This is a genomic window from Pseudomonas sp. GD03858 (assembly GCF_029840925.1).
Lineage (GTDB): Bacteria > Pseudomonadota > Gammaproteobacteria > Pseudomonadales > Pseudomonadaceae > Aquipseudomonas.
In genome coordinates this window covers 23,674-50,517 of the sequence record NZ_JAOCDM010000030.1, presented here as the reverse complement: position 1 = coordinate 50,517, position 26,844 = coordinate 23,674, and the positions used below count along the sequence as shown (strand labels likewise).

General features: G+C 65.7%; 17 protein-coding genes. 4 read left to right on the top strand and 13 right to left on the bottom strand.

Annotated features, from left to right (window positions below):
* Positions 1 to 14: 14 nt before the first annotated feature.
* From N5D48_RS10920 to ccoN (N5D48_RS10875), 10 genes are all read right to left on the bottom strand, one after another.
* The gene (locus tag N5D48_RS10920) at positions 15 to 545 is read right to left on the bottom strand and encodes a FixH family protein (RefSeq protein ID WP_279883993.1); all 531 of its coding nucleotides are present in this window, start codon (positions 543 to 545) and stop codon (positions 15 to 17) included.
* 15 nt (positions 546 to 560) lie between these two features.
* Entirely contained in the window at positions 561 to 1,976 is a 1,416-nt protein-coding gene (gene ccoG / locus N5D48_RS10915; protein ID WP_279883991.1) for a cytochrome c oxidase accessory protein CcoG, read from the bottom strand.
* Positions 1,977 to 2,277: 301 nt separating this feature from the next.
* Positions 2,278 to 3,258, bottom strand: coding sequence for a cytochrome-c oxidase, cbb3-type subunit III (gene ccoP / locus N5D48_RS10910; RefSeq protein WP_279883989.1), 981 nt, complete (start codon positions 3,256 to 3,258; stop codon positions 2,278 to 2,280).
* Positions 3,255 to 3,446, bottom strand: coding sequence for a CcoQ/FixQ family Cbb3-type cytochrome c oxidase assembly chaperone (locus tag N5D48_RS10905; RefSeq protein WP_028692875.1), 192 nt, complete (start codon positions 3,444 to 3,446; stop codon positions 3,255 to 3,257). Before N5D48_RS10905 ends, ccoP (N5D48_RS10910) begins: the two co-directional genes overlap by 4 nt.
* Positions 3,447 to 3,450: 4 nt before the next feature.
* The gene (ccoO, locus tag N5D48_RS10900; protein ID WP_279883986.1) at positions 3,451 to 4,059 is read right to left on the bottom strand and encodes a cytochrome-c oxidase, cbb3-type subunit II; all 609 of its coding nucleotides are present in this window, start codon (positions 4,057 to 4,059) and stop codon (positions 3,451 to 3,453) included.
* A complete protein-coding gene (gene ccoN / locus N5D48_RS10895; RefSeq protein ID WP_279883984.1) occupies positions 4,059 to 5,501 on the bottom strand; it encodes a cytochrome-c oxidase, cbb3-type subunit I in 1,443 nt (480 codons plus the stop codon). The genes ccoO (N5D48_RS10900) and ccoN (N5D48_RS10895) overlap by 1 nt, the downstream gene beginning before the upstream one ends.
* A gap of 466 nt (positions 5,502 to 5,967) precedes the next feature.
* Positions 5,968 to 6,909 carry a cytochrome-c oxidase, cbb3-type subunit III gene (ccoP, locus tag N5D48_RS10890; protein WP_279883983.1) on the bottom strand — a complete coding sequence of 314 codons (942 nt, stop codon included), beginning with the start codon at positions 6,907 to 6,909 and terminating at the stop codon, positions 5,968 to 5,970.
* Complete coding sequence (locus N5D48_RS10885) at positions 6,906 to 7,100, bottom strand: CcoQ/FixQ family Cbb3-type cytochrome c oxidase assembly chaperone (protein ID WP_279805088.1); 195 nt, start codon at positions 7,098 to 7,100, stop codon at positions 6,906 to 6,908. Before N5D48_RS10885 ends, ccoP (N5D48_RS10890) begins: the two co-directional genes overlap by 4 nt.
* A gap of 5 nt (positions 7,101 to 7,105) precedes the next feature.
* Entirely contained in the window at positions 7,106 to 7,714 is a 609-nt protein-coding gene (gene ccoO / locus N5D48_RS10880) for a cytochrome-c oxidase, cbb3-type subunit II (RefSeq protein WP_279883981.1), read from the bottom strand.
* Positions 7,715 to 7,727: 13 nt separating this feature from the next.
* Positions 7,728 to 9,152, bottom strand: a complete 1,425-nt coding sequence (ccoN, locus tag N5D48_RS10875) for a cytochrome-c oxidase, cbb3-type subunit I (protein ID WP_279883979.1) — start codon at positions 9,150 to 9,152, stop codon at positions 7,728 to 7,730.
* Positions 9,153 to 9,201: 49 nt separating this feature from the next.
* On the opposite strand from ccoN (N5D48_RS10875), the gene N5D48_RS10870 reads away from it, so the two are divergent.
* Positions 9,202 to 9,894, top strand: a complete 693-nt coding sequence (locus tag N5D48_RS10870; RefSeq protein ID WP_279883977.1) for an alpha/beta family hydrolase — start codon at positions 9,202 to 9,204, stop codon at positions 9,892 to 9,894.
* Positions 9,895 to 9,996: 102 nt separating this feature from the next.
* On the opposite strand, the gene N5D48_RS10865 is transcribed toward N5D48_RS10870, so the two are convergent.
* Positions 9,997 to 10,281 (bottom strand): pyrimidine/purine nucleoside phosphorylase, encoded by a 285-nt coding sequence (locus tag N5D48_RS10865; protein WP_279883975.1) that lies wholly within the window; start codon positions 10,279 to 10,281, stop codon positions 9,997 to 9,999.
* A gap of 72 nt (positions 10,282 to 10,353) precedes the next feature.
* Positions 10,354 to 10,905, bottom strand: a complete 552-nt coding sequence (locus tag N5D48_RS10860; RefSeq protein WP_279883973.1) for an exonuclease domain-containing protein — start codon at positions 10,903 to 10,905, stop codon at positions 10,354 to 10,356.
* Positions 10,906 to 11,086: 181 nt separating this feature from the next.
* Between N5D48_RS10860 and N5D48_RS10855 the strand changes: the two genes are divergently transcribed.
* Together N5D48_RS10855 and N5D48_RS10850 are read left to right on the top strand one after the other, a co-directional pair.
* Entirely contained in the window at positions 11,087 to 11,887 is an 801-nt protein-coding gene (locus N5D48_RS10855) for a transporter substrate-binding domain-containing protein (protein ID WP_279883971.1), read from the top strand.
* A 64-nt stretch (positions 11,888 to 11,951) separates the two neighbouring features.
* Positions 11,952 to 12,965: a GNAT family N-acetyltransferase gene (locus N5D48_RS10850; RefSeq protein WP_279883969.1), complete on the top strand. Its 1,014-nt coding sequence runs from the start codon at positions 11,952 to 11,954 to the stop codon at positions 12,963 to 12,965.
* A gap of 67 nt (positions 12,966 to 13,032) precedes the next feature.
* Here N5D48_RS10850 and N5D48_RS10845 read toward each other — a convergent pair whose 3' ends face one another.
* A complete protein-coding gene (locus N5D48_RS10845) occupies positions 13,033 to 13,560 on the bottom strand; it encodes an RNA polymerase factor sigma-70 (protein ID WP_279804531.1) in 528 nt (175 codons plus the stop codon).
* A 319-nt stretch (positions 13,561 to 13,879) separates the two neighbouring features.
* Between N5D48_RS10845 and N5D48_RS10840 the strand changes: the two genes are divergently transcribed.
* Positions 13,880 to 26,827: a non-ribosomal peptide synthetase gene (locus N5D48_RS10840; RefSeq protein ID WP_279883967.1), complete on the top strand. Its 12,948-nt coding sequence runs from the start codon at positions 13,880 to 13,882 to the stop codon at positions 26,825 to 26,827.
* Positions 26,828 to 26,844 lie beyond the last annotated feature (17 nt).

Genomic DNA, 26,844 nt, shown 5'->3' with positions numbered 1-26,844 from the left:
CAGCGGTATCGCGTTCATTGCTGGTGCTCGGCACCTTGCAACGCTTCATCCCCCAGCTGCAAGGTCACCCCATGCTCGACCTTCTCCTCCTCGAACAGCCGCCACACATGTTCATCCTGGCTACCCAGCAACTCGACGAAGCGCCGCCCCTGGACCTTGTCGTCGAGCTGGCCGACATAGCGGCCCGGTTCGGCGCGGGTCAGCGGCACCTTGCGGTCCTTGTCCGGCTGGGTCGGCGAGATCAGGTTCAGCTCCAGCGTCTGCGGGTCGCTGTTGCCGGTCAGGCGCACGTCGACTTCACCGGTCAGCTCGTCCAGGTGCACGCTGGCCTTGAGGTTGAGCGTCTGGGCCAGCAGTTCGCGGTCCAGCGAGCGGTTGATGCCCTTGCCAGCCTCGTAGTAGTTGTCGTTGACCAGATTGTCCGGATTGCGCACGGCGATGCTGACCATGGTCAGGCTCAGGCACACCGAGGTGGTGAGGATGCCGATGATGATCCAGGGCCAGAGGTGCTTGTACCAAGGACTGGCGGCGGTGGCTGCAGGCATTGTTCGTCTTCTCTCTCAGCGGATCTGTGGGCCGATGAAACGGCTCTTGGCTTCAACCTGGGTGGCGCTGTCGTCGGCGTCCTTGAGGATGAAGGTGATTTCGTTGGTGGTCGAGGGCAGTTGTTCAGGGGCCACCGACAACTGCACCGGCAGGTTGACGATGTCGCCGGCGGCGACGCGGATCTCGCGCTGGCCTTCGAGCTTGAGGTCGGGCAGGCCGGCGGCGTCGAGCACGTAGACGTGGTCGCGCTGGTCCTTGTTCATCACCTTCAGGCTGTAGACGTTCTCGATTCGGCCCTGGGCGTTCTCGCGGTACAGCACGCGGTCCTTGGCCACGTCGAAGCCCACCAGCGAGCGAGTGGCGAAGGCGGTGGCCAGGGCGCCGATCATCACCAGCAGCACCAGGGCGTAGCCGATCAGGCGCGGGCGCAGCATGTGGGTCTTCTGCCCGGACAGGTTGTGCTCGGTGGTGTAGCTGATCAGGCCCTTGGGGTAGTTCATCTTGTCCATGATGCTGTCGCAGGCGTCGATGCAGGCGGCGCAGCCGATGCACTCGATCTGCAGGCCGTCGCGGATGTCGATGCCGGTGGGGCAGACCTGCACGCACATGGTGCAGTCGATGCAGTCGCCCAGGCCCTTGGCCTTGTAGTCGATGTCTTTCTTGCGCGGGCCGCGGGTCTCGCCGCGGCGCGGGTCGTAGGAGACGATCAGGGTGTCCTTGTCGAACATCACGCTCTGGAAGCGCGCGTATGGGCACATGTAGATGCACACCTGCTCGCGCAGCCAGCCGGCGTTGCCGTAGGTGGCCAAGGTGAAGAAGCCGACCCAGAAGTAGGCCCAGCCATCGGCTTCGCCGGTAAAGAACTCGATGGCCAGTTCGCGGATCGGCGCGAAGTAGCCGACGAAGGTCATGCCGGTGACGAAGCCGATCAGCAGCCACAGGCTGTGCTTGGCCAGCTTGCGCAGGAACTTGTTGGCGCTCATGGGCGCCTTGTCCAGCTTCATGCGTTGGTTGCGATCGCCTTCGGTGACTTTCTCGCACCACATGAACACCCAGGTCCATACGCTCTGCGGGCAGGTGTAGCCGCACCAGACCCGGCCGGCGTAGACCGTGATGAAGAACAGGCCGAAGGCGGCGACGATCAGGATGCCCGAGAGCAGGATGAAGTCCTGGGGCCAGATGGTGGCGCCGAAGATGTAGAACTTGCGTTCGGGCAGGTTCCACCAGACGGCCTGGTGGCCGCCCCAGTTCAGCCAGACGGTGCCGAAGTACAGCAGAAACAGTGCCGCGCCGCCGACCATCCGCAGCCTGCGGAAGATGCCGGTGAAGGCGCGGGTGTAGATTTTTTCGCGCGAGGCGTAGAGATCGACGGAATCCTTCCCTTTGCTGGCAGGCGGGGTGACGTCATGTACCGGAATTTGCTTGCTCATCATCAAGTCCCACGGCAGTGGAGAAACGCCGCGGCCAGTGCGTGCCGGCCGCAGTCTCGCGCGTTCTGCTAGCGCTCTGCGGCCCATGATACGCCTGAGATGGCATGCCTGGGGCGCGCTGCGACACTTCGTCGCGTTGGGTTATCGATAGGAATCGTGATATGGCGGCTGTCAATTGATCCAGGTCAGCCGTGGTTCGTTTTGGTCCCGCTGAAGCAACTGTGGGAGCGGGCTAGCCCCGCGATGGTCGCGAAGCTGACGACGCCATCGCGGGGCAAGCCCGCTCCCACGGTTCAACCTGTCACTCGGTCTTTGGTGACTGCTGCTCCTGGTGCGACAGGCTGTAGACGTAGGCCGCCAGCAGGTGGACCTTGTCGTTGCCCTGCATCTGCGCCTGTGCCGGCATCTGCCCCTGGCGGCCATAGCGGATGGTCTGCTGCAGCTGGGCGAAGCTCGAGCCGTAGATGAACGCCTGCGGATGGGTCAGGTTCGGCGCGCCCATGGCCGGGGTGCCCTTGCCTTCGGGGCCGTGGCAGGCCACGCAGTTGGTGGCGAAGAGCTGCTGGCCCTTGACCGGGTCGGCCTTGGCGTCCTCGGGCAGCTTGCGGCCGTCGAGGTTGGTCAGCACGAAGGCTGCTACATCCGCCACGCCCTGCTCGCCGATCACCGTGGCCCAGCCCGGCATCACGCCGTGGCGACCGTTCATGATGGTGGTCTTGATGGTCTCCGGCTCGCCGCCCCAGCGCCAGTCGTTGTCGGTCAGGTTGGGGAAGCCGTAGGCGCCGCGGGCGTCGGAGCCGTGGCACACCGAGCAGTTGGAGGCGAACAGGCGGGCGCCCATCTTCAGCGCCTGCGGGTCCTTGGCCACGTCTTCCAGCGGCATGGCGGCGAACTTGGCGAAGATCGGCCCGAAGCGGGCATCGGCCTTGGCCATTTCCTTTTCCCACTCGTGCACGCCGGTCCAGCCGGCCTGGCCGTTGGCGAACTCGGTCTTCTTGTCGTTGTCCAGGTACGCGTAGCCCGGCAGGATGCCTTTCCAGTTGCCAAGGCCCGGATAGAGCACCAGGTAGCCGAGGGCGAAGACGACGGTGCCGACGAACAGCCAGAACCACCATTTCGGCAGCGGGTTGTCGTACTCCTCGATGCCGTCGAAGGCGTGGCCGACGACTTCGTCGGTAATTTCCTCGCGCTGGCCCTTGCGGGTCGACAGCAGCAGCCAGGTCAAGGCGAAGATGGTGCCCAGGGTCAGGACGGTGACGTACAGACTCCAGAAGGTTGTCATTGTTGTTTGCTCCTAGAAGCTTTTGCTTGCTCGACGTGCCGGGTGGCTTCTGGATCGTCCGCGAACGGCAATTGCGTCGCTTCGTCGAATTCCTGCTTGCGTCGCGGGCTGAATACCCACAACGCCAGGCCCACGAAGGCCACCAGCACCACGACGGTGCCCAGGCCGCGAATCATCCCGATATCCATCAGTTCACCGTTTGCTTTTGATGAGGGTGCCAAGGCCTTGCAGGTACGCCACGATGGCGTCCATCTCGGTCTTGCCCTTGACTGCGTCCTTGGCGCCGGCGATGTCTTCGTCGGTGTAGGGCACGCCCAGGGTGCGCAGCACTTCCATCTTCTTGGCGGTGTCCTTGCCGTCGAGCTTGTTCTCCACCAGCCACGGGTACGACGGCATCTTCGATTCCGGTACCACGTTGCGCGGGTTGTACAGGTGGGCGCGGTGCCAGTCGTCCGAGTAGCGGCCGCCGACGCGGGCAAGGTCGGGACCTGTGCGCTTGGAGCCCCACAGGAACGGGTGGTCCCACACGCTCTCGCCGGCCACCGAGTAGTGGCCGTAACGCTCGGTCTCGGCGCGGAATGGCCTGATCATCTGCGAGTGGCAGCCCACGCAGCCTTCGCGGATGTAGATGTCGCGCCCCTCGAGCTCCAGCGCGGTGCGCGGTTTCATGCCCTCGACCGGCTTGTTGGTGACGTCCTGGAAGAACAGCGGGACGATCTGCGTGAGGCCACCGACGCTGACGGCGATGACCATGAAGAAGGCCATCAGGCCAATGTTCTTCTCGACTGCTTCATGCTTCATCAGTGGGCTCCCACGACGACGATCTTGGCGGCTTCCTCAGCCTGAACCGGGTTGGCGGCGCGCACGGTACGGAACACGTTGTAGGCCATCAGCAGCATGCCGGAGGCGAAGAACGCACCGCCCAGGGCGCGGACGATGTAGCCCGGGTGGCTGGCCTGCAGGGCTTCGACGAAGGAGTAGGTGAGGGTGCCGTCGTCGTTGATGGCGCGCCACATCAGGCCCTGGGTGATGCCGTTGACCCACATCGAGGCGATGTACAGCACGGTGCCGATGGTGGCCAGCCAGAAGTGCGCGTTGATCAGGCCGATGCTGTGCATCTGCTCGCGGCCGTAGAGTTTCGGGATCATGTGGTAGACCGCGCCGATCGAGATCATCGCTACCCAGCCGAGGGCGCCGGCATGCACGTGGCCGATGGTCCAGTCGGTGTAGTGCGACAGCGAGTTGACGGTCTTGATGGCCATCATCGGGCCTTCGAAGGTGGACATGCCGTAGAACGCCAGGGACACCACCAAAAAGCGCAGGATCGGGTCGGTGCGCAGCTTATGCCAGGCCCCCGACAGGGTCATCATGCCGTTGATCATGCCGCCCCAGCTCGGCGCCAGGAGGATGATCGACATCACCATGCCCAGCGACTGCGCCCAGTCGGGCAACGCGGTGTAGTGCAGGTGGTGGGGGCCGGCCCAGATGTACAGGGTGATCAGTGCCCAGAAGTGCACGATGGACAGGCGATAGGAATAGATCGGCCGTTCGGCCTGCTTGGGCACGAAGTAGTACATCATCCCCAGGAAGCCGGTGGTGAGGAAAAAGCCCACGGCGTTGTGCCCGTACCACCACTGGATCATCGCGTCGGTGGCGCCGGCGTAGGCCGAGTATGACTTGAACAGGCTCACCGGCAGGGAGATGTGGTTGACGATGTGCAGCATCGCGGTGACCACGATGAAGGCGCCGTAGAACCAGTTGCCGACGTAGATGTGCTTGGTCTTGCGCTTGACGATGGTGCCGAAGAACACCAGGGCGTAGGTGACCCAGACGATGGCCAGCAGGATCGCCAGCGGCCACTCGAGCTCGGCGTATTCCTTGGTGGTGGTGTAGCCCATCGGCAGGGTGATCAGCGCGCCGACGATCACCGCCTGCCAGCCCCAGAAGGTGAAGGCGGCCATGCTGTCGGAAATCAGGCGGGTCTGGCAGGTTCGCTGCACCACGTAGTAGCTGGTGGCGAACAGGGCGCAGCCACCGAAGGCGAAGATCACCAGGTTGGTGTGCAGCGGGCGCAGGCGACCGAAGCTCGTCCATGGCAGGTCCAGGTTCAGCTGGGGCCATACCAGTTGCGAGGCGATGAAGACGCCGAGCCCCATGCCAAGGATCCCCCAGACCACCGTCATGATGGCGAACTGGCGGACGACCTTATAGTTATAAGCAGTCGGACTGATTGCAGTGCTCATTCTAAGGTTCCACGGTTTGGGTGTTCTTGTTGGTTGGTAAATCGGCGCCAGTATCGATAACCACCAGGGTTATGGCAACGCAAGGAAACCTGCGCCGACCCGTGTCCAGACCCTTTCCACCGCCGTCCCGCGGCTTTTGGGCTGGATGATTGTACACAAATAAATATTTGTAATGTGTACCGTTTTCCATATTTTTCTGATCGTTCGGTCAAGCTTTTCAGGCGCCTGGACGGGCATGCAAGGCGCTGTCCGGAAACCGCAGGTTCGAACGTGGAGGCGGATGCGTGGCGTCAGGCTGTGCGCCACGTCTGTTCCGCCTGCTGCGAGCGAAGCCACTGTGGCAACAAGCTTAGTTGTGTTCGGAGGGGGTGCAAGGCGGGGAGGGGAGAGGGGCTGCCATGCAGCCCATCGCGGGCAAGCCCGCTCCCACAGGTTTTGTGGGAGCGGGTTTACCCGCGAAGAGGTTTTACTTGGCGGTTACGGTTTCAGGCACTTGCTCCTGCGACAGGCTATACACATAGGCCGCCAGCAGGTGGACCTTGTCGTTGCCCTGGATGTCGTGCTGTGCCGGCATCTGGCCCTGGCGACCATAGCGGATGGTCTGCTGCAGCTGGGCGAAGCTCGAGCCGTAGATGAACGCCTGCGGATGGGTCAGGTTCGGCGCGCCCATGGCCGGGGTGCCCTTGCCTTCAGGCCCGTGGCAGGCCACGCAGTTGCTGGCGAACAGCTCCTGGCCCTTGACCGGGTCGGCCTTGACGCCTTCCGGCAGGCTGCGGCCATCGAGGTTGGTCAGCACGAAGGCGGCCACGTCGGCCACGCCCTGCTCGCCGATCACCGTGGACCAGCCAGGCATGATGCCGTGGCGGCCGTTCATGATCGAGGCCTTGATGGTCTCCGGCTCGCCGCCCCAGCGCCAGTCGCTGTCGGTCAGGTTGGGGAAGCCGTAGGAGCCCTTGGCGTCGGAGCCGTGGCACACCGAACAGTTGGAGGCGAACAGCCGGCTGCCCATCTTCAGCGCCTGTGGATCCTTGGCCACTTCCTCCACCGGCATGGCGGCGTACTTGGCGAAGATCGGGCCGAACTTGGCGTCGGCTTTGTCCATCTCTTTCTGCCACTCGTCCACCTGGGTCCAGCCATTCTCGTAGCCGGGCAGGATGCCTTTCCAGTTACCCAGGCCCGGGTAGAGGATCAGGTAGCCGACCGAGAACACCAGGGTGCCGACGAACAGCCAGAACCACCATTTCGGCAGCGGGTTGTCGTACTCCTCGATGCCGTCGAAGCTGTGGCCCATGGTCTGGTCGGTGGTGTCGCTGCTCTGGCCCTTGCGGGTGGCGAGCAGCAGCCAGGTCAGGCCGATCAGGCTGCCGATGGTCAGTACGCTGATGTACGTACTCCAGAAGGTGGTCATTGCTGGGTACTCCTCAATGCGGCAGGTTCCTGCCCGGCGGGGGGCAGGCGGTCGTCGACGAAGGGCAGCAGGCGCGCTTCGGCGAAATCACGGTCGCGGCGACGGTTGAATACCCAGAGCGACAGGCCGATGAAGGCGATCATCACCACCAGGGTGCCCAGGCCGCGGATCATGCCGATGTCCATTTCCATCGCACTCACCTCTTGTTCTTGATCGCGGTGCCGAGCACCTGCAGGTAGGCGACCAGCGCGTCCATCTCGGTCTTGCCCTTGACTGCGTCCTTGGCGCCGGCGATGTCGTCGTCGGTGTAGGGCACGCCGAGGCTGCGCAGGACGCGCATCTTGACGTCGGTGTGGCTGTTGTCGACCTGCGCGGCCACCAGCCACGGGTACGACGGCATCTTCGATTCCGGTACCACGTTGCGCGGGTTGTACAGGTGGGCGCGGTGCCAGTCGTCCGAGTAGCGGCCGCCGACGCGGGCCAGGTCCGGACCGGTACGCTTGGAGCCCCACAGGAACGGGTGATCCCACACGCTCTCGCCGGCCACCGAGTAGTGGCCGTAGCGCTCGGTCTCGGCACGGAACGGCCGGACCATCTGCGAGTGGCAGCCCACGCAGCCTTCGCGGATGTAGATGTCGCGGCCTTCGAGCTGCAGGGCGGTGTAGGGCTTCATGCCCTCGACCGGCTTGTTGGTGACGTCCTGGAAGAACAGCGGGACGATCTGGGTCAGGCCGCCGATGCTGACGGCGAACACCATCAGCAGGGCCATCAGGCCTATGTTTTTCTCAACGACTTCATGGTTCATCAGGCTCTACTCCTCAAGCCAGCTGGGCGTTGGCGGTGGCTTGCTCGGCGGCCGGGGCGCGCACGGTGCGCCAGGTGTTCCAGGCCATCAGGAACATGCCGCTGAGGAAGATCGCGCCGCCGACGAAGCGCACGACGAAGCCGGGGTGGCTGGCCACCAGGGTTTCGACGAACGAGTAGGTCAGCGTGCCGTCGCTGTTGACCGCGCGCCACATCAGGCCCTGGGCGATGCCGTTGACCCACATCGAGGCGATGTAGAGCACGGTGCCGATGGTGGCCAGCCAGAAGTGCGCGTTGATCAACCCGAGGCTGTACATGCGCTCCTTGCCGAACACTTTGGGGATGGTGTGGTACAGCGCGCCGATGGAGATCATCGCCACCCAGCCAAGGGCGCCGGCATGCACGTGGCCGATGGTCCAGTCGGTGTAGTGGGACAGGGCGTTGACCGTCTTGATGGCCATCATCGGGCCTTCGAAGGTGGACATGCCGTAGAACGCCAGCGAGACGACCAGAAAGCGCAGGATCGGGTCGCTGCGCAGCTTATGCCAGGCGCCCGAGAGGGTCATCATGCCGTTGATCATGCCGCCCCAGCTCGGGGCCAGGAGGATCAGCGACATGATCATGCCCAGCGACTGCGCCCAGTCCGGCAGCGCGGTGTAGTGCAGGTGGTGGGGACCTGCCCAGATGTACAGGGTGATCAGGGCCCAGAAGTGCACGATCGACAGGCGATACGAATACACCGGGCGCTCGGCCTGCTTGGGCACGTAGTAGTACATCATCCCCAGGAAGCCGGCGGTCAGGAAGAAGCCCACGGCGTTATGGCCGTACCACCACTGCACCATGGCATCGGTAGCACCGGCATAGAGCGAGTAGGACTTGGTCAGGCTGACCGGTACTTCCAGGTTGTTGACCACATGCAAGATCGCCACGGTCAGGATGAAGGCGCCGAAGAACCAGTTGCCCACGTAGATGTGCTTGGTGTTGCGCTTCATCAGCGTGCCGAAGAACACCACGGCATAGGCCACCCAGACGATGGTGATCAGGATGTCGATCGGCCATTCCAGTTCGGCGTATTCCTTGGTGCTGGTGTAGCCCAGCGGCAGGCTGATCGCCGCCAGCAGGATCACCAGTTGCCAGCCCCAGAAGGTGAACGCGGCCAGGCCTGGCGCGAACAGGGTGGTCTGGCAGGTGCGTTGCACCGAATAATAGGAGGTGGCGAACAGGGCACAGCCGCCGAAGGCGAAGATCACCGCGTTGGTGTGCAAGGGTCGCAGGCGGCCGAAGCTGGTCCACGGCAGGTCGAGGTTGAAGGCGGGCCAGGCGAGCTGGGCGGCGATGAAGACGCCGAGCCCCATCCCGACGATGCCCCACACCACCGTCATGATGGCGAATTGGCGGACCACCTTGTAGTTGTAGGCGGTACTGCTGGTTGTGTTCATGTATGGGTTCCCATCCACGGTTATAGGCAGGCTAAACAGCGAGGCAAGCATGATTAATGGGCAAAGTGCCGGTATTGACGGGGATCAATGGGCGAAGATCGCAAATGTCCCAGGCTTGCGCTGCGATCCCCCTCGAATCGCGGAGGATCGCGGCAGTAGCGCTTGCCTGATCCTCGCCCATGGCGCCGGTGCGCCGATGGACAGCGGGTTCATGGAGGACATGGCGCAAAGGCTGGCGGGGCAAGGGGTCGGGGTGGTGCGCTTCGAGTTTCCCTACATGGCCGAACGCCGTCTAAACGGCGGCAGGCGACCGCCCAATCCGCAGAAGGTGTTGCTCGAATGCTGGCGGACTGTATACGACCAGCTGCGACCATTGGTCGCAGGGCGATTGGCCGTTGGCGGCAAGTCCATGGGCGGGCGCATGGCCAGCCTGCTGGCGGACGAACTGGGCGCCGATGCGCTGGTGTGCCTGGGGTATCCGTTCTATGCGGTGGGCAAGCCTGAGAAGCCGCGGGTGGAGCACCTGGCCGGGCTGCGCACGCGCACATTGATCGTGCAGGGCGAGCGGGATGCCCTGGGCAATCGTGAGGCGGTGGCGGGGTATGCGCTATCGCCGGCGATCGAGGTGAGCTGGCTGGTGGCGGCGGATCATGACCTCAAGCCGTTGAAGGCGTCGGGGTTCAGTCATGAGCAGCACATGCAGGCGGCGGCGGAGCGAGTGGCGGCTTTCCTGAAAGATTGATGCAGGCTTCTTCGCGGGTAAACCCGCTCCCACAGGGACGGTGCAATCCTCGAACCCTGTGGGAGCGGGTTTACCCGCGAAGAGGTTGGCGCAGGCTAGCGCTTAGTCGCGGTACTCGCACAGGTAGGCGCTATCGACGGCGACCTTCAGCTGGAACTTGCTGTCGGCGGGCACGTTGAACTGGCTGCCGGCGTCGAATTTTTCCCAGTTGTCGCTGCCCGGCAGCTTGACGGTCAGGGCGCCGGAGACCACGTGCATGATCTCGCGCTTGGCGGTGCCGAACTCGTATTCGCCCGGGGCCATCACGCCCACGGTGGCCGGACCTTCCTTGCCTTCGAAGGCGATCGACTTGACGGTGCCATCGAAGTACTCATTGACCTTGAACATCGGGCGACTCCTGAAAAGGGATGAAAAAAGGGTTGGCCAGTATGCCCAAGGCCCGCCCCTGCGTCATCTGTTTCAGGCCGTGCCCGGCGGTAGGCTCAGGGGCAGCAGGCGCGCGGTGTTGCGGGCGTCTTCCAGGGCCCGGTGCTGTTGCCCGGCAAACTGCAGGCCGGCCAGCTGCAGGGCGCTGTTGAGCCCTGCCGGGCGTTGCAGGTGACGGGCCTTGGCGAAGCGTTGCTTGAGGTTCATGTGCGGCAGTTTCTGCATCAGGCTTTGCACTTGGTGCGCCTGCCACTCCTGGAGCAGCTGCTGGCGGTCGTAGTCGCCCCAGCTGACCCAGGCCTGCAGCTGTGCCTGGTGATGGCCCAGCCAGCGCTCGAACTGCGCCCAGACCTCGGGGAACGCTGCGGCATTGTCGATATCGGCCTGGCCGATATGGGTCAGCTCGCGACAGAAGGGGGTCAGTTGCGGGCGCCGCCTGGGGCGCACGAAGCGTTGAAAGTGATCCACCTCGCGTCCTTCGCGGGTGACCAGGCTTGCGCCGATTTCAATGATTTCCATCTCCGTGACTGGCCAGCCGCCGTCGTCGGTGGTGGCTTCCAGGTCGATCACCAACCAGTGGCCCATGCCAGGCTCCCTATCAATGCACAGTGGCCTGCGTGCTTGTCGAACATGCAGGCCTGTAGAGCGTAGCCAAACTCGACGCGCACGGCATCCCCTGGCACTTTGGCATATTCGGCGGTTGTGCCTGTGTGGGAAAACGCCTAGCTTAGGCGCATCCAGGCCCCACCGTGATGAGTGTTTCCACTTGATCCCATTGTCCAGCCTCAAGCCACTGTCCTTCCTGCTGTTGTTTGCCGCGCTGTCGCTGAGTACCGGGGCGCGGGCCGGGGAGGCCCTGGAGGTGAAGATCGGCGCGGCGCATTTTCCACCTTACACCGTGCGTCCGGAGCAAGGCGCAGACACCGGCCTGCTGCCGCAACTGGTGGATGCGTTGAACCGGTTGCAGAGCGATTACCGTTTCGTGTTGGTGCCCACTTCGATCCCGCGGCGGTTTGGCGATTTCCAGCAAGGCCGTACCGACATGGCGATCTTCGAAAATCCGCAATGGGGCTGGCAGGGCATCGAGCACAAGGCCGTGGACATGGGGCTGGAGGATGCCGAGATCTTCGTCGCCCGCCAGCAGGCGGGGCGTGACCAGCATTACTTCGACGACCTCGACGGCAAGCGCCTGGCGCTGTTCAACGGCTACCACTATGCCTTCGCCGACTTCAACCCCGACCCGGCCTACCTCAAGAAGCGCTACCGGGCGACCCTGACCTATTCCCACGACAGCAACCTGAGCATGGTCGAACGCGAGCGTGCCGACATCGCCCTGGTCACGCGTTCCTACCTCAGCGATTTCCTCAGACGCAATCCCGAAAGCGACGCTCGGCTGATGCCCTCGCAGCGCGTCGACCAGGTGTACCACCACTACGCGTTACTGCGTCCTGGTGCGTCGATCAGCCCCGAGGCGTTCGCCGCGCTGCTGCGCCGGCTGCGTGAAAATGGCGAGCTGCTGCGTATTTTCCAGCCTTACCAGATCACCGTCGAAGCACCGCGCGACTAAATTCCGCGGGGGTGGCCACGTTCTCTGGTGTGAGCCTTTCTTACATTTCCCGTGAGCCATGACCATGCCGTTCGATGCCGCTTCGCAGCCCCTTTGCGCGCCACGCTGGCGCAGTCTGCAGGCCGACGAGGCCGATTGCCGCCTCAGCCTGACCCTTGAAGGGCGTCCCCTGATCCAGGCTCGCCTGGTACCGGCCGATGCCCTTGAAGTCCACCTCGAAGAAATCTGTCCGGAGCGTCCCGAACAGGCGCTGTGGGCGGCCTGCTACTGGCTGTTGTCGCGTGATCCGGGCTGCCAGCGATTGGTCTGGCTGTTGCCACGGCCGCTGCCTGGGGCGCTGGCCAGCGGTCTGCTGCTGCCGAGCGAGCAACCTGGTCAGTACCTGTGCGAACGCACCCTGTTCTGGCAATTGCCGCAACCCTGGCTGGGCGAGTCGGTCTCCGGGGGTTATCCGCAGCAGATGCTGATCAGCAACGGCAAGCGCCACCCGCGCCGGGCGCCCAAGCCCCGCGGCGAAGTGTACCGGCGTTTCGATGCGCGCCTGGGCGCCTGGGTGTCGTTGCGCACCCTGGAGATCGAACAGGACCTCGAGCGGTTCAACCGCTGGCAGAACAACCCGCGCGTCGTGCAGTTCTGGCAGGAAGGTGGAACGCTGGCGCAGCACCGCGAGTACCTGGCCAAGCTGGACGCGGACCCGCACACCCTGACCTTGGTCGGTTGTTTCGATGACGAGCCCTTTGCCTACTTCGAAGCCTACTGGGCCAAGGAAGACCGCATCGCGCCGTTCTATCCGGCCGATGACTATGATCGCGGTGTTCACATGCTGGTCGGGGAGGAGGCGCACCGAGGCCCGCACAAGGTGGCCAGCTGGCTGTCGGCGCTGGTGCACTACCTGTTCCTCGATGATCCGCGCACCCAGCGTGTGGTGGCCGAGCCGCGCGCCGACAACGGCAAGATGATCGGCTACATGCACGACCAGTGCTTCCACTGCGAGAAAGAGTTCGATTTCCCGCACAAGCGCGCGGCGTTGATGATCCTGGGGCGCGAGCAGTTCTTCGATCGCTGCAAGCTGGTCTGATAACGGGTGGGATTTTTCGCGGGCAAGCCCGCTCCCGCAGGTATCGGGGAGCGGGTGGAAGGGTCTCTCAGCCCTGGCGGCTGCTCTTGCGGCAATGGATCAGTGCATCGCGGATCATGAAGTTGACCAGCGTCGGCGATACACCCAGCTCCTTGGCGATGTCTTTCTGTGGCACGCCATGCAGGCGATACATCTCGAAGGCATAGCGGGTGCGCTGGGGCAGTTCGTTGAGCGCGTCGGCGATGTGCTCGAGGGTGGCGAGGTTGATGTGCGTGGCTTCGGGCGAAGCGTTCTGGATGACCACGTTGAGCCCTTCCTCTTCGCTGCCGGAGTACCTCAGTTCCATGGCCTGCTTGCGGTAGTGATCGATGGCCAGGTTGCGCACGATCTGGAACAGGTAACTGAGCTGGGCCTTGAACGACGAGGTGATCTGCGGGGCGGCGCTGAGCCGGAAGAACGCGTCCTGCACCACATCTTCCGCGCGGGACCGGCAGCCAGTGATACGGGCTGCGATCTTCACCAGAATGCTGCGATTGTCGACGAACGCCTGGAGTAATGGTGAATCGCACTTACTTGTGGATAGTTGTTCCGCCATGGAAATCACCTTGTCTCTGAGGGGAAAGGGAGCACATCCCAGAGGGAGGCTTCCTACGACGTGCGACAAACTATTCGTAATGATAATGATTGTCAAATACGAAAGTTAATGAGTTTCGATAGGTTTCAGTTCTAAGCGAATACCTGTGAAGCAGGTCAACTTTTCGCCTCTCGCCCGTCTGCTCCGGGCAGCCCGGCGGCCCTAATTTCTTCCGCTGTCCATCCGTTCCCCTGTGTACATCCAGCTGCCGAGCGCTGCCCGCCTGTCATGTGCGGGGCCAGCCAGGCACGACTCACCCAGACACTGGCAGGAACATTCCATGACGGACGCCTTCGAACTCCCGCACTCGCTGGTCCAGGCCCTGGCACAGCGCGCCGCCCAGACCCCGGAGCGGATCGCCTTGCGCTTTCTCGCCGATGCGCCCGGCGAACAGGCAGTGCTCAGCTATCGGGACCTCGACCAGCGCGCGCGGACCATTGCCGCGGCGCTGCAGGCCCGGGCCGGTTTCGGCGAGCGTGCCGTGCTGCTGTTTCCCAGTGGTCCGGACTATGTGGCGGCGTTTTTCGGTTGCCTGTATGCCGGAGTGATCGCGGTACCGGCCTATCCGCCGGAGTCTTCGCGCCAACACCACCAGGAGCGCCTGCTGTCGATCATCGCCGACGCCGAACCGCGTCTGCTGCTGACGGTAGAAGCGCTGTGTGACAGTTTGCAGGGCCTCGAAGCCCTGGCTGGGGACAACGCCCCGGCCCTGCTGGCCGTCGACCGCCTGGAGCCGCAACTGGCCGACCAGTGGCAGGCACCGAGCCTCGAAGGCCGCGACATCGCCTTCCTGCAGTACACCTCAGGCTCCACCGCGTTGCCCAAGGGGGTACAGGTCAGCCATGGCAACCTGGTGGCCAACGAGCAACTGATCCGCCATGGCTTCGGCATCGACCTGAACCCGGACGACGTGATCGTCAGCTGGCTGCCGCTGTACCACGACATGGGCCTGATTGGCGGCTTGCTGCAGCCGATCTTCAGCGGCGTGCCTTGCGTGCTGATGTCGCCGGGCTATTTCCTGGCCCGGCCGCTGCGCTGGCTGCAGGCGATCAGCGAGTACGGCGGCACCATCAGTGGCGGTCCGGATTTCGCCTATCGGCTGTGCAGCGAGCGGGTCAGCGAGGCGGCGCTCGCTGGCCTCGACCTGAGTCGCTGGCGCGTGGCCTATTCGGGCTCCGAGCCGATCCGCCAGGACAGCCTCGATACCTTCGCCGAAAAATTTTCCGCTTGCGGATTCGCCGCCGGCAGCTTCTTCGCCAGCTATGGCCTGGCCGAGGCCACCCTGTTCGTCAGCGGCAGCCGTCGTGGCCAGGGCATCGGCGCCCTGGAGCTGGATGCCGAGGCGTTCGCCGCCAACCGCGCCGAGCCGGGGGCGGGCAGCGTGCTGATGAGCTGCGGCTACCCACAGCCGGACCATCCGGTACGCATCGTCGAGCCGCAGCGCCTGGAGGTGCTGGGTGACAATCAGGTCGGCGAGATCTGGGCCGGTGGCCCGAGCATCGCCCTGGGCTACTGGCGCAACCCCGAGGCCAGCGCGCGGACCTTTGTCGAGAAGGATGGCCAGACCTGGCTGCGTACCGGCGACCTGGGCTTCATGCGCGACGGTGAAGTGTTCGTCACCGGTCGCCTGAAGGACATGCTCATCGTCCGTGGCCAGAACCTCTACCCGCAGGACCTGGAGAAGACCCTCGAGCGTGAGGTCGATGTGCTGCGCAAAGGGCGTGTGGCGGTGTTCGCCGTCGACGACCAAGGCGAGGAGGGGATCGGCGTGGCGGTCGAGATCAGCCGCAACGTGCAGAAGGCGCACACGCCCGAGGCACTGATCAACACCGTGCGCCGGGTCATCGCCGACGCCTGCCGTCAGGCGCCGGCGGTGGTGCTGTTGCTCAATCCGGGCGCGCTGCCCAAGACATCCAGCGGCAAGCTGCAACGTTCGGCCTGCCGCCTGCGCATGAATGACGGCAGCCTGGATATCTATGCCCGTTTCCCGGCTGCGGCGCCAGCCAAGGGCGAGACGGTGATGGGGGATGACCTGCAGGCACGCATCGCGGGCATCTGGCGTGAGCTGCTCAAGGTCGAGGCGGTGGCGGCGGACGATCATTTCCTGCTGCTGGGCGGCAACTCCATCGCCGCCACCCAGGTCTGCGCGCGCCTGGGTGACGAATTGTGCATCACGCTCGGCCTGCGTACCCTGTTCGAAGCGCCGACCCTGGCCGAATACACCGCCGCGGTGGCGGCGATCCTCGCCGACGGCGGCAGCGCCGTCGGGCCTGTCGCGACCCTGCGCCGTGACCAGGCTGTGCCGCAGTCTCTGGCGCAGAACCGGTTGTGGCTGCTGTGGCAGCTGGAGCCGCAGTCCGCCGCCTATAACATCCCGGCGGGCCTGCACCTGCGCGGCGAGCTGGACGAAGCCGCGCTCGAAGCCAGCTTCCAGGCCCTGGTGGCGCGTCATGAATCCCTGCGCACGCTGTTCGACGAAGTCGATGGCCAGGCGCTGCAGCGCATCCTGCCGAGCCAGCCGTTCAGCCTGCGGCGCCTCGACCTGGAAGGTCTGGACAGCGCCGAAGTGACGGCGCGTCGCGAACACGAAGCCCGGCAGCCATTCGACCTGCGTGTCGGACCGTTGCTGCGGGTGACCCTGGCGCGCCTGGACGACGATCAGCACCAGTTGTGGGTGACCCTGCACCACATTGTCGCCGATGGCTGGTCGCTGAACATTCTGCTCGATGAGTTCGCTCGCCTGTACGCCGCCCAAGGGCAGGCCGTGAACCTGCCCGAGCTGTCTCTGGGCTACGCCGACTATGGCATCTGGCAGCGCCAGTGGCTGGCTGAAGGCGAGGCGGCGCGCCAGCTCGACTACTGGAAAGCCAGGCTCGGCGACGAGCTGCCGGTACTCGATCTGTGCACCGATCAGCCGCGTGCCAGCCTGCGTGACCAGCGTGCCGCGCGCTTGAGCGTGAAAGTGCCTGCCGCGCTGACCACGACCCTGAAAGACCTTGCCCGTGACCAGCAGGCCAGCCTGTTCATGGTCTTGCTGGCCGGCTGGCAGGCACTGCTGCACCGCTACACCGGCCAGGGCGACATTCGCGTCGGCGTGCCCAACGCCAACCGTCCACGTCTGGAAACCCAGGGCATGGTCGGCTTCTTCATCAACACCCAGGTACTGCGCGCCGAGCTCGATGGCCGCCTGCCGTTCGCGCAGCTGCTCGGCCAGGTGCGCCAAGCGACCCTGGAGGCCCAGGCCCATCAGGACCTGCCTTTCGAGCAATTGCTCGAAGCCATGCCCGAGGCCCGCGAGCAGGGTCTGTTCCAGGTCATGTTCAACCACCAGCAACGCGACCTGTCGGCCTTGCGCCGTTTGCCCGGTCTGCTGGCCGAAGAGCTGTCGTGGCACAGCCGCGAAGCCAAGTTCGATTTGCAGCTGCACAGCGAGGAGGATCATCAAGGGCGCCTGACGCTGGCGCTCGACTACGCCGCCGAGCTGTTCGAAGCCAGCACCGTCAAGCGCCTGGCCAACCACTTGCTGGCATTGCTGGCGCAGGTTGCTGCCCAGCCGCAACTGGCCCTGGGCGAGGTGCAGCTGCTCGATGAGCAGAGCCGTGCGCAGCTGTCGGACTGGGGCCAGGCACCGGGCGCTCGCCCCCAGCATCTGCTGGTCGAGCAACTCAATGAACAGGCTCGCCTCACCCCCGAACGCGTTGCGCTGGTATGGGCGGGCGGCCAGCTCGACTATGCCACGCTGCACCAGCAAGCCAACCGTCTGGCGCACTACCTGCGCGACAAGGGCGTCGGCCCGGACACCCGCGTGGCCATCGCCCTGGAGCGTTCGCCACAGTTGCTGGTCGGCTTGCTGGCCATTCTCAAGGCCGGTGGCGCCTATGTGCCGCTGGACACCGACTATCCCGCCGAACGCCTGGCCTACATGCTCGGCGACTGCCAGGCCAGCCTGCTGCTCAGCCACAGCGCCCTGCTCGACAAGCTGCCGCAGGTCGATGGCGTCAGTGCCATCGCCCTCGACCAGTTGCACCTGGACAGCTGGCCGAGCCAGGCCCCGGGCCTGCACCTGCACGGCGACAACCTCGCCTATGTGATCTACACCTCCGGCTCCACCGGCCAACCCAAGGGCGTGGGCAATACCCACGCCGCGCTGGCCGAGCGTCTGCAATGGATGCAGGCCACCTACGCGCTGGACGCCAGCGACGTGCTGATGCAGAAGGCGCCGATCAGCTTCGACGTATCGGTCTGGGAATGCTTCTGGCCGCTGGTCACCGGCTGCCGGCTGGTGCTGGCCGGTCCCGGCGAGCACCGTGATCCGCAACGCATCGCCCAGTTGATCCAGCAGCATCAGGTGACCACCTTGCACTTCGTGCCGCCGCTGCTGCAGGTATTCGTGCAGGAGCCTTTGGCTGCCGGTTGCACCAGCCTGCGCCGGCTGTTCTCGGGGGGCGAGGCGTTGCCGGCGGCGCTGCGAGACCGCGCCCTGCAACTGTTGCCACAGGTGCGGCTGCACAACCGCTACGGCCCGACCGAAACCGCGATCAACGTCACCCACTGGCATTGCCAGGCCAGCGACGGCGAACGCTCGCCGATCGGTCGCCCACTGGGCAATGTGCTGTGCCGGGTGCTGGATGATGAATTCGAGCTGACCGTCCCCGGTGTGCCGGGCGAACTGTGCCTGGGTGGCGCAGGCCTGGCCCGCGGCTACCTGGGACGTCCCGGGCTCACCGCCGAGCGCTTCGTGCCCCAGCCGGACGGCGACGGTGAGCGCCTGTACCGCAGCGGCGACCGGGCGCGCTGGCATGTGCAAAGCGAGGCGTTGGAATACCTTGGCCGCCTCGACCAGCAGGTGAAGGTGCGTGGTTTCCGCGTCGAGCCCGAGGAGGTGCAGGCCGTGTTGCTGGCGCAGCCGGGCGTCGAGCAGGCGCTGGTGCTGATTCACCAGGACGCCGTGGGCGCCCAGCTGGTCGGCTATTACAGCGGTAGCGAACAGACCGCCGTGCTGCTGGCCACCCTGGCCGAGCGACTGCCGGCCTACATGGTGCCGGCGCAACTGATCCATCTGGCGCAGATGCCCCTGGGGCCGAGCGGCAAGGTCGAACGCAAGGCATTGCCGGCGCCTGTCTGGCAGCAGCGTGAGCATGTCGAACCGCAGGGTGCGTTGCAGTGCCAGGTCGCGGCGATCTGGCGCGAAGTGCTGAACCTGCCCCAGGTCGGCCTGCAGGATGACTTCTTCGCCCTCGGCGGCCACTCGTTGCTGGCTACCCAGATCGTTTCGCGCACCCGTCAGGCGCTGGATGTCGAACTGCCGCTCAAGGCCTTGTTCGAGGCCAGCGAGCTGGGCGCCTTCTGCGCCGAGATCGCCCGCCTGCAAGCCAGCGGCGAGCGCAACTTGCAGGGCGCGATCGCCCGGGTCGACCGTCGCCAGGCGGTGCCGCTGTCCTATTCGCAGCAGCGCATGTGGTTCCTCTGGCAGATGGAACCGGACAGCCCCGCCTACAACGTCGGCGGCATGGCCCGCTTCAAGGGCGTGCTGCATGTGGACGCCTTCGAGCGTGCCCTGCAAGCGCTGATCGTGCGCCACGAGACCCTGCGCACCACGTTCCCGAGCATCGATGGCAAGCCTTACCAGTGCGTGGCCGACGACAGCAGCCTGCACCTGGATTGGCATGACTTCAGCAGCGACGCCGCCGAGGTTCGCCAGCAGCGGCTGCAACAACTGGCCGACGCCCAGGCGCACCAGCCGTTCGACCTGGAGCGTGGTCCGCTGCTGCGCGCCTGCCTGGTCAAGGCCGGCGAGCGCGAGCACTACTTCGTGCTGACCTTGCACCACATCGTCACCGAAGGCTGGGCCATGGACATCTTCGCCCGCGAGCTGGGCGAGCTCTACGAAGCCTTCGTCGACGAGCGTGAGTCGCCGCTGGCGCCGCTGCCGGTGCAGTACCTGGACTACAGCGTCTGGCAGCGCCAGTGGCTGGAGAGCGGCGAGGGCGAGCGTCAGCTGGCCTACTGGAAAGACCGTCTGGGTGACGAGCACCCGGTGCTGGCGCTGCCGGCCGACCGAGCGCGTCCGGCGGTGCAGAGCCACCGTGGCGAGCTGTACCGCTTCGACCTGGACCCGGCGCTGGTTCAGCGCGTGCACGCCTTCAACAGCCAACATGGCCTGACCTTGTTCATGACCATGACCGCCACCCTGGCCGCGCTGCTGCACCGCTACAGTGGCCAGCGCGACCTGCGCATCGGCGCGCCGGTGGCCAACCGCATCCGTCCTGAAAGCGAAGGGCTGATCGGTGCCTTCCTCAATACCCAGGTACTGCGCTGCGAACTGGATGGGCAGATGAGCGCCCGCGCGCTGCTCGATCAGGTACGCCAGACCATCATCGATGGCCAGTCACACCAGGACCTGCCGTTCGAACAGCTGGTCGAAGCCCTGCAGCCGCCACGCTCGAGTGCCTACAACCCGCTGTTCCAGGTCATGTGCAACGTACAGCGCTGGGCCTTCCAGCAGAGCCGCGAGCTGGTGGGCATGCAGGTGGACTACCTGGTCAACGACGCCAGCGCCACCAAGTTCGACCTGTACCTGGAGGTCACCGACCTCGACGGCCGTCTGGGCTGCTGCTTCACCTACAGCCGCGACCTGTTCGATGAGCCGCGCATTGCGCGCATGGCCGAGCACTGGCAGCAGTTGCTGGTGGCGCTGCTGGACAATCCGCAGCAGCGTCTGTGCGAGTTGCCGATGCTGGCCGAGGCCGAGCAGCAGGTGCTGATCGGCCAACTGCAGGGCGAGCAGGACTTCGAACTCGACCGTACCGTGCATGGGCTGTTCGCTGCCCAGGCCGAGCGCACCCCGCAAGCCCTGGCGCTGACCTTCGCCGGCAACCACCTGAGCTACGCCGAGCTGGACCAGCAGGCCAACCGCCTGGCGCGCGCCCTGCGTGAACGCGGAGTCGGCCCGCAAGTGCGCGTGGGCCTGGCGCTGGAGCGCTCGCTGGAAATGGTCATCGGCCTGCTGGCCATCCTCAAGGCCGGCGGCGCCTATGTGCCGCTGGACCCGGAGTACCCGCTCGACCGCCTGCGCTACATGATCGAAGACAGCCGCCTGGGCCTGCTGATCGGCCAGCGCGCCCTGCTCGACAGCCTGGGCGAGTTGCCCGATGGCGTGGCCCGCTGGAGCCTCGAAGACGATGCCGCGAGCCTGTCGGCTTTCAGCGACGCGCCGCTGGACAACTTGAATGTGCCGCAGCACCAGGCCTACCTGATCTACACCTCCGGCTCCACCGGCAAGCCCAAGGGCGTGGTGGTCAGCCATGGCGAGATCGCCATGCACTGCCAGGCGGTGATCGAGGCATTTGGCATGCGCAGCGACGATTGCGAGCTGCATTTCTATTCGATCAACTTCGACGCCGCCAGCGAGCGCCTGCTCACGCCGCTGCTGTGCGGCGCCCGCGTGGTGCTGCGTGCCCAGGGACAATGGGGCGCGGAGGAAATCTGCCAGCTGGTGCGCGAGCAGCAGGTGAGCATCCTTGGCTTCACTCCGAGCTACGGCAGCCAGCTCGCCCAGTACCTGGCCGGGCAGGGCGAGCGCTTGCCGGTGCGCCTGGTGATCACCGGTGGCGAGGCGCTGACCGGCGAGCACCTGCAGCGCATTCGTCAGGCATTCGGCCCGCAGCAGTTCTTCAACGCCTACGGTCCGACCGAGACCGTGGTCATGCCGCTGGCGTGCCTGGCCCCCGAGACCTTGCCCGCCGACGCCGGCAGCGTGCCGATCGGCCGGGTGATCGGTGCCCGTACCGCCTATATCCTCGACGAAGACCTGGCCCTGCTGCCGCAAGGCGGCATCGGCGAGCTGTACGTCGGTGGCGCGGGCCTGGCCCAGGGCTATCACGACCGACCTGGCCTGAGCGCCGAGCGCTTCGTCGCTGACCCGTTCAGCCCTGACGGCGGTCGCCTGTACCGCACCGGCGACCTGGTGCGCCTGCGCGCCGATGGCCAGGTGGAGTACGTCGGCCGTGCCGACCAGCAGGTGAAGATCCGCGGTTTCCGTATCGAACTGGGCGAGATCGAAAGCCGCCTGCAGGAGCACGCCGATGTTGACGAGGCGGTAGTCCTGGCCCTCGACCTGCCGGGTGGCAAGCAGCTGGTGGGCTACCTGGTCTGCCGACAGGCAGGCGCCGACAGCGAAGCCCAAGCCCGTCTGCGCGACGCGGTCAAGGCTGACGCCCGTCAGCACCTGCCGGACTACATGGTGCCGGCGCATCTTGTGCTGCTCGACAGCCTGCCCTTGATGGGCAATGGCAAGCTCGACCGTCGGGCGCTGCCGGCGCCGGACCTGGAACAGGCGCACCAGCACTACCAGGCGCCGGCCAACGCATTGGAAGAGCAACTGGCGCAGATCTGGCGCGAGGTGCTCAACCTGTCGCGCATCGGCGTGCAGGACAACTTCTTCGAACTGGGCGGCGACTCGATCCTGTCGATCCAGGTGGTCAGCCGCGCTCGCCAGCTGGGCTTGCAATTCACCCCGCGCGACCTGTTCCAGCACCAGACCATCCAGACCTTGGCGGCCGTGGTCACACGCAGCGAGGCGCCGAGCGCCATCGAGCAGGGCCCACGCCAGGGCCGCAGCGGCCTGACACCGATCCAGCATTGGTTCTTCGACAGCGAGGTGCCGCAGCCTCAGCACTGGAACCAGGCCGTGTTGCTCGAGGCGCGCCAGCCGTTGCAGGCCGAGGCCCTGGAGCGGGCCCTGGCGGCGCTGGTGACGCAGCATGACAGCCTGCGCCTGCGCTTCGCCCAGGCCAACGGTCGCTGGCAGGGCGAGTACGCCCAGCCGGCCACCCAGCCGCTGCTGTGGACGGCCACGGTGGCCGATTTCGACGACTGCCAGGCGCTTTACAGCGATGTGCAGCGCAGCCTCGACCTGGCAGAGGGCCCGCTGCTGCGCGCCCTGCTGGTCAGCGACGGCCAGGGCGGGCAACGTCTGCTGCTGGCGATCCATCACCTGGTGGTCGACGGCGTGTCCTGGCGCGTGCTGCTCGAAGACCTGCAGGCGCTGTACCGTGGCCAGGCGCTGGCGGCCAAGACCCATGCCATGAGCGACTGGGCCGCGCGCCTGGCCAGCTACGCCGGCAGCGATTCGCTGCGTGACGAATTGGCCTGGTGGGAGGCCCAGCTGGGCAGTGCCCGCCGCGAACTGCCGTGTGACCATCCGCAAGGTGGCAACCTGCACCGCCATGCCCGCAGCGTCGCCATCGAACTGGACGTGGAACAGACCCGCCAGCTGCTGCAACAGGCGCCTGCGGCCTACCACACCCAGGTCAACGACCTGTTGCTGACCGCCCTGGCGCGCACCCTGTGCCAGTGGAGCGGTGACGAGCAGGTGCTGGTGCAACTGGAGGGTCATGGCCGTGATGGTCTGTTCGAGGACATGGACCTGACCCGCAGCGTCGGCTGGTTCACCAGTGCCTATCCGTTGAGCCTGCGCCCGGCAACGGGCGCTGACGAAGCGGCCCGCAACGCGTCGATCAAGGGCATCAAGGAACAGTTGCGCCAGGTCCCGCACAAAGGCCTGGGCTACGGCGTGCTGCGCTACCTGGCCGACGAGGCTGGACGCGAACGCATGGCCGCGCTGGCGCAGGCGCGCATCACCTTCAACTACCTGGGCCAGTTCGATCAGCAGTTCGACGAGGCCGCGCTGTTCCAACCACTCGATGCGCCGGCAGGGCTGGCGCACGACCTGGACGCGCCACTGCCCAACTGGCTGAGCGTCGATGGCCAGGTCTATGGCGGCGCCCTGCAACTGCGCTGGTGCTTCAGCGCCGAGCGCTATGACGAGCAGACCATCGCCGCGCTGGCCGAGGCCTATCGCCAGGAGCTGCTGGCGCTGGTCGCGCACTGCCTGGCCGAGGACAACGGCAGCTTCACCCCGTCGGACTTCCCCCTGGCGCAACTGACCCAGGAGCAGATCGACGCACTGCCGGTCCCGGCCGCCGAGATCGAGGACGTATACCCGCTGACGCCGATGCAGGAGGGGCTGCTGCTGCACACCCTGCTGGAGCCGGGTACCGGCATCTACTACATGCAGGATCGCTACCGCATCAACAGCGCCCTGGACCCTGAGCGCTTCGCCCAGGCCTGGCAAGCCGTGGTGGCGCGCCATGAGGCCCTGCGTGCGTCGTTCAGCTGGAATGCCGGCGAAGCGATGCTGCAGATCATCCACAAGCCCGGCAAGACGGCGGTGGACTACCAGGACTGGCGTGGTCTCGACGAGCAGGCCCAGGAAGCGCGCCTGCAGGCGCTGCACAAGCAGGAGCGCGAAGCCGGCTTCGAACTGCTGCGCGAGGCGCCATTCCATCTGCGTCTGGTGCGCGTGGATGAGGCGCGTTACTGGTTCATGATGAGCAACCACCACATCCTCATCGATGCCTGGTGCCGCTCACTGCTGATGAACGACTTCTTCGAGATCTACCAGGCCCTCGGCGAGGGGCGCCTGGCCCGCTTGCCGGTGCCGCCGCGCTACCGCGACTACATCAGCTGGCTGCAGCGCCAGGATCTGGACGAGGCGCGTCAGTGGTGGCAGGCCAACCTGGCTGGTTTCGAGCGCGTCACGGCGATCCCCAGCGACCGTCCGCTGCGCCATGACCACGCCGGCGACGGCATGGTGGTGGGCGACTGCTACACCCGTCTGGAGGTCAGCGAGGGCGCGCGGCTGCGCGAGCTGGCCCAGGCCCATCAGCTGACCGTCAACACCTTCGCTCAGGCGGCCTGGGCCTTGACCCTGGCGCGCTACAGCGGCGAGCGCGATGTGCTGTTCGGCGTCACCGTGGCCGGGCGTCCGGTGAGCCTGCCGCAGATGCAGCGCACTGTCGGCTTGTTCATCAACAGCATCGCCCTGCGTGTGCGCTTGCCGCAGCCGGGCGAGCGGGGCAGCGTGCGTGAATGGCTGCAAGGGCTGCTCGATCGCAATATGCAGCTGCGTGAGTACGAGTATCTGCCGCTGGTGGCGATCCAGGAGTGCAGCGAGCTGCCCAAGGGCCAGCCGCTGTTCGACAGCCTGTTCGTGTTCGAGAACGCGCCGGTGGAAAGCGCCGTGCTCGACCATGCCCAGCACCTGAACGCCAGCTCGGATTCCGGCCGCACCCACACCAACTTCCCGCTGACCGCGGTGTGCTACCCGGGCGATGATCTGGGCCTGCACCTGTCCTTCGACCAGCGTTACTTCGACTACCCGACCGTCGAGCGCCTGCTCGCCGAGTTCAAGCGCCTGCTGCTGGCGCTGGTGCAAGGCTTCGACGGCGAAGTGGACGAACTGCCGCTGCTGGGTGCCGACGAGCAGCGCTTCCTGCTCGAGGAATGCAACCGCACCGAACACGCCTATGCCCTGGAGCAGAGCTACGTCGAGCTGTTCGAGGCGCGAGTCGCGGCGCATCCGCAGCGCATCGTCGCCCGCTGCCAGGAGGCCGCGTTCGACTACGCCGGGCTGAACCTTGCGGCCAACCGTCTGGGCCATGCCCTGGTCGGGGCGGGTGTCGCCATCGACCAGCCGGTAGCACTGCTGGCCGAGCGCGGTCTGGCCCTGCTGGGGATGATCGTCGGCAGCTTCAAGGCCGGCGCCGGTTACCTGCCGCTGGATCCGGGCCTGCCGTCGGCGCGCCTGCAACGCATCGTCGAGCTGAGCCGCACGCCGGTACTGGTGTGCAGCGCGGCGTGCGCCGAGCAGGCGCGCCAATTGCTCGATGAAGTGGCGGGTGCGGTACGGCCGAAACTGCTGGTCTGGGAGGAGGTGCAGGCGAGCAACGTGGCCAGCCATAACCCGGGTATCCACAGCACGCCGGACAACCTCGCCTATGTGATCTATACCTCGGGCTCCACCGGCCTGCCCAAGGGCGTGATGGTCGAGCAGCGCGGCATGCTCAACAACCAGTTGAGCAAGGTGCCGTACCTGGCGCTGGACGAGCAGGACGTGATCGCCCAGACCGCGTCACAGAGCTTCGATATCTCGGTCTGGCAGTTCCTCGCCGCGCCGTTGTTCGGTGCCAGGGTGGAGATCGTGCCGAACGCCATTGCCCATGATCCACAAGGCTTGCTGGCCCATGTGCAGGCCACCGGCATCACCGTGCTGGAAAGCGTGCCGTCGCTGATCCAGGGCATGCTCGCCAATGAACACCAGGCGCTGGACGGCCTGCGCTGGATGCTGCCGACCGGCGAGGCGATGCCGCCGGAGCTGGCCGCGCAGTGGTTGCAGCGCTATCCGCAGATCGGCCTGGTCAATGCCTACGGCCCGGCGGAGTGCTCGGACGACGTGGCGTTCTTCCGCGTCGACCTGGCGTCGACGCAGGGCAGCTACCTGCCGATCGGCACGCCGACCGACAACAACCGCCTGTACCTGCTCGGTGAGGACCAGACCCTGGTACCGCTGGGCGCCGTGGGCGAGCTGTGTGTCGCCGGCACCGGCGTGGGCCGGGGCTATGTCGGCGATCCGCTGCGCACCGCGCAGGCGTTCATCCCGCATCCGTACGGTGCGCCGGGCGAGCGTCTGTACCGCACAGGCGACCTGGCCCGCCGCCGTCCGGATGGCGTGCTGGAGTACGTCGGTCGGATCGATCATCAGGTGAAGATCCGTGGCTACCGCATCGAACTGGGCGAGATCGAGGCACGCCTGCACGAGCAGCCGGAGCTGCGCGATGCCGCGGTCGGGGTGCAGGAGGGCGTCAATGGCAAGCACCTGGTGGGCTATCTGGTGGCTCATCAGGGTGTGTCGGCCGATGCCGCGTTGCTCGACCAGCTCAAGCAGCGCCTGCGCGCCGAGCTACCGGAGTACATGGTGCCGCTGCACTGGGGCTGGTTCGACAGCCTGCCGCACAACGCCAATGGCAAGCTCGACCGCAAGGCGCTGCCAGTCATCGAGATCGGCGGCCAGCACAGCCAGGACTACCTGGCGCCGCGCAACGAGCTGGAGCAGACCCTCGCCGGTATCTGGGCCGATGTGCTCAAGGCCGAGCGGGTGGGCGTGCGCGACAACTTCTTCGAACTGGGCGGGCATTCGCTGCTGGCCACGCAGATCGCCTCGCGGGTGCAGAAGGTCCTGCAGCTGAACGTGCCGCTGCGGGCGATGTTCGAGTGCAGCACGGTGGAGGAGTTGGCCGAGTACGTACAGGGGCTGCGCGACAGCGCGCTGGACGAGGACAAGGTCGATCGGTTGAGCGACCTGATGGCGGAGCTGGAGGCGCTGTAAAGGCTTTCGCGGGGCAA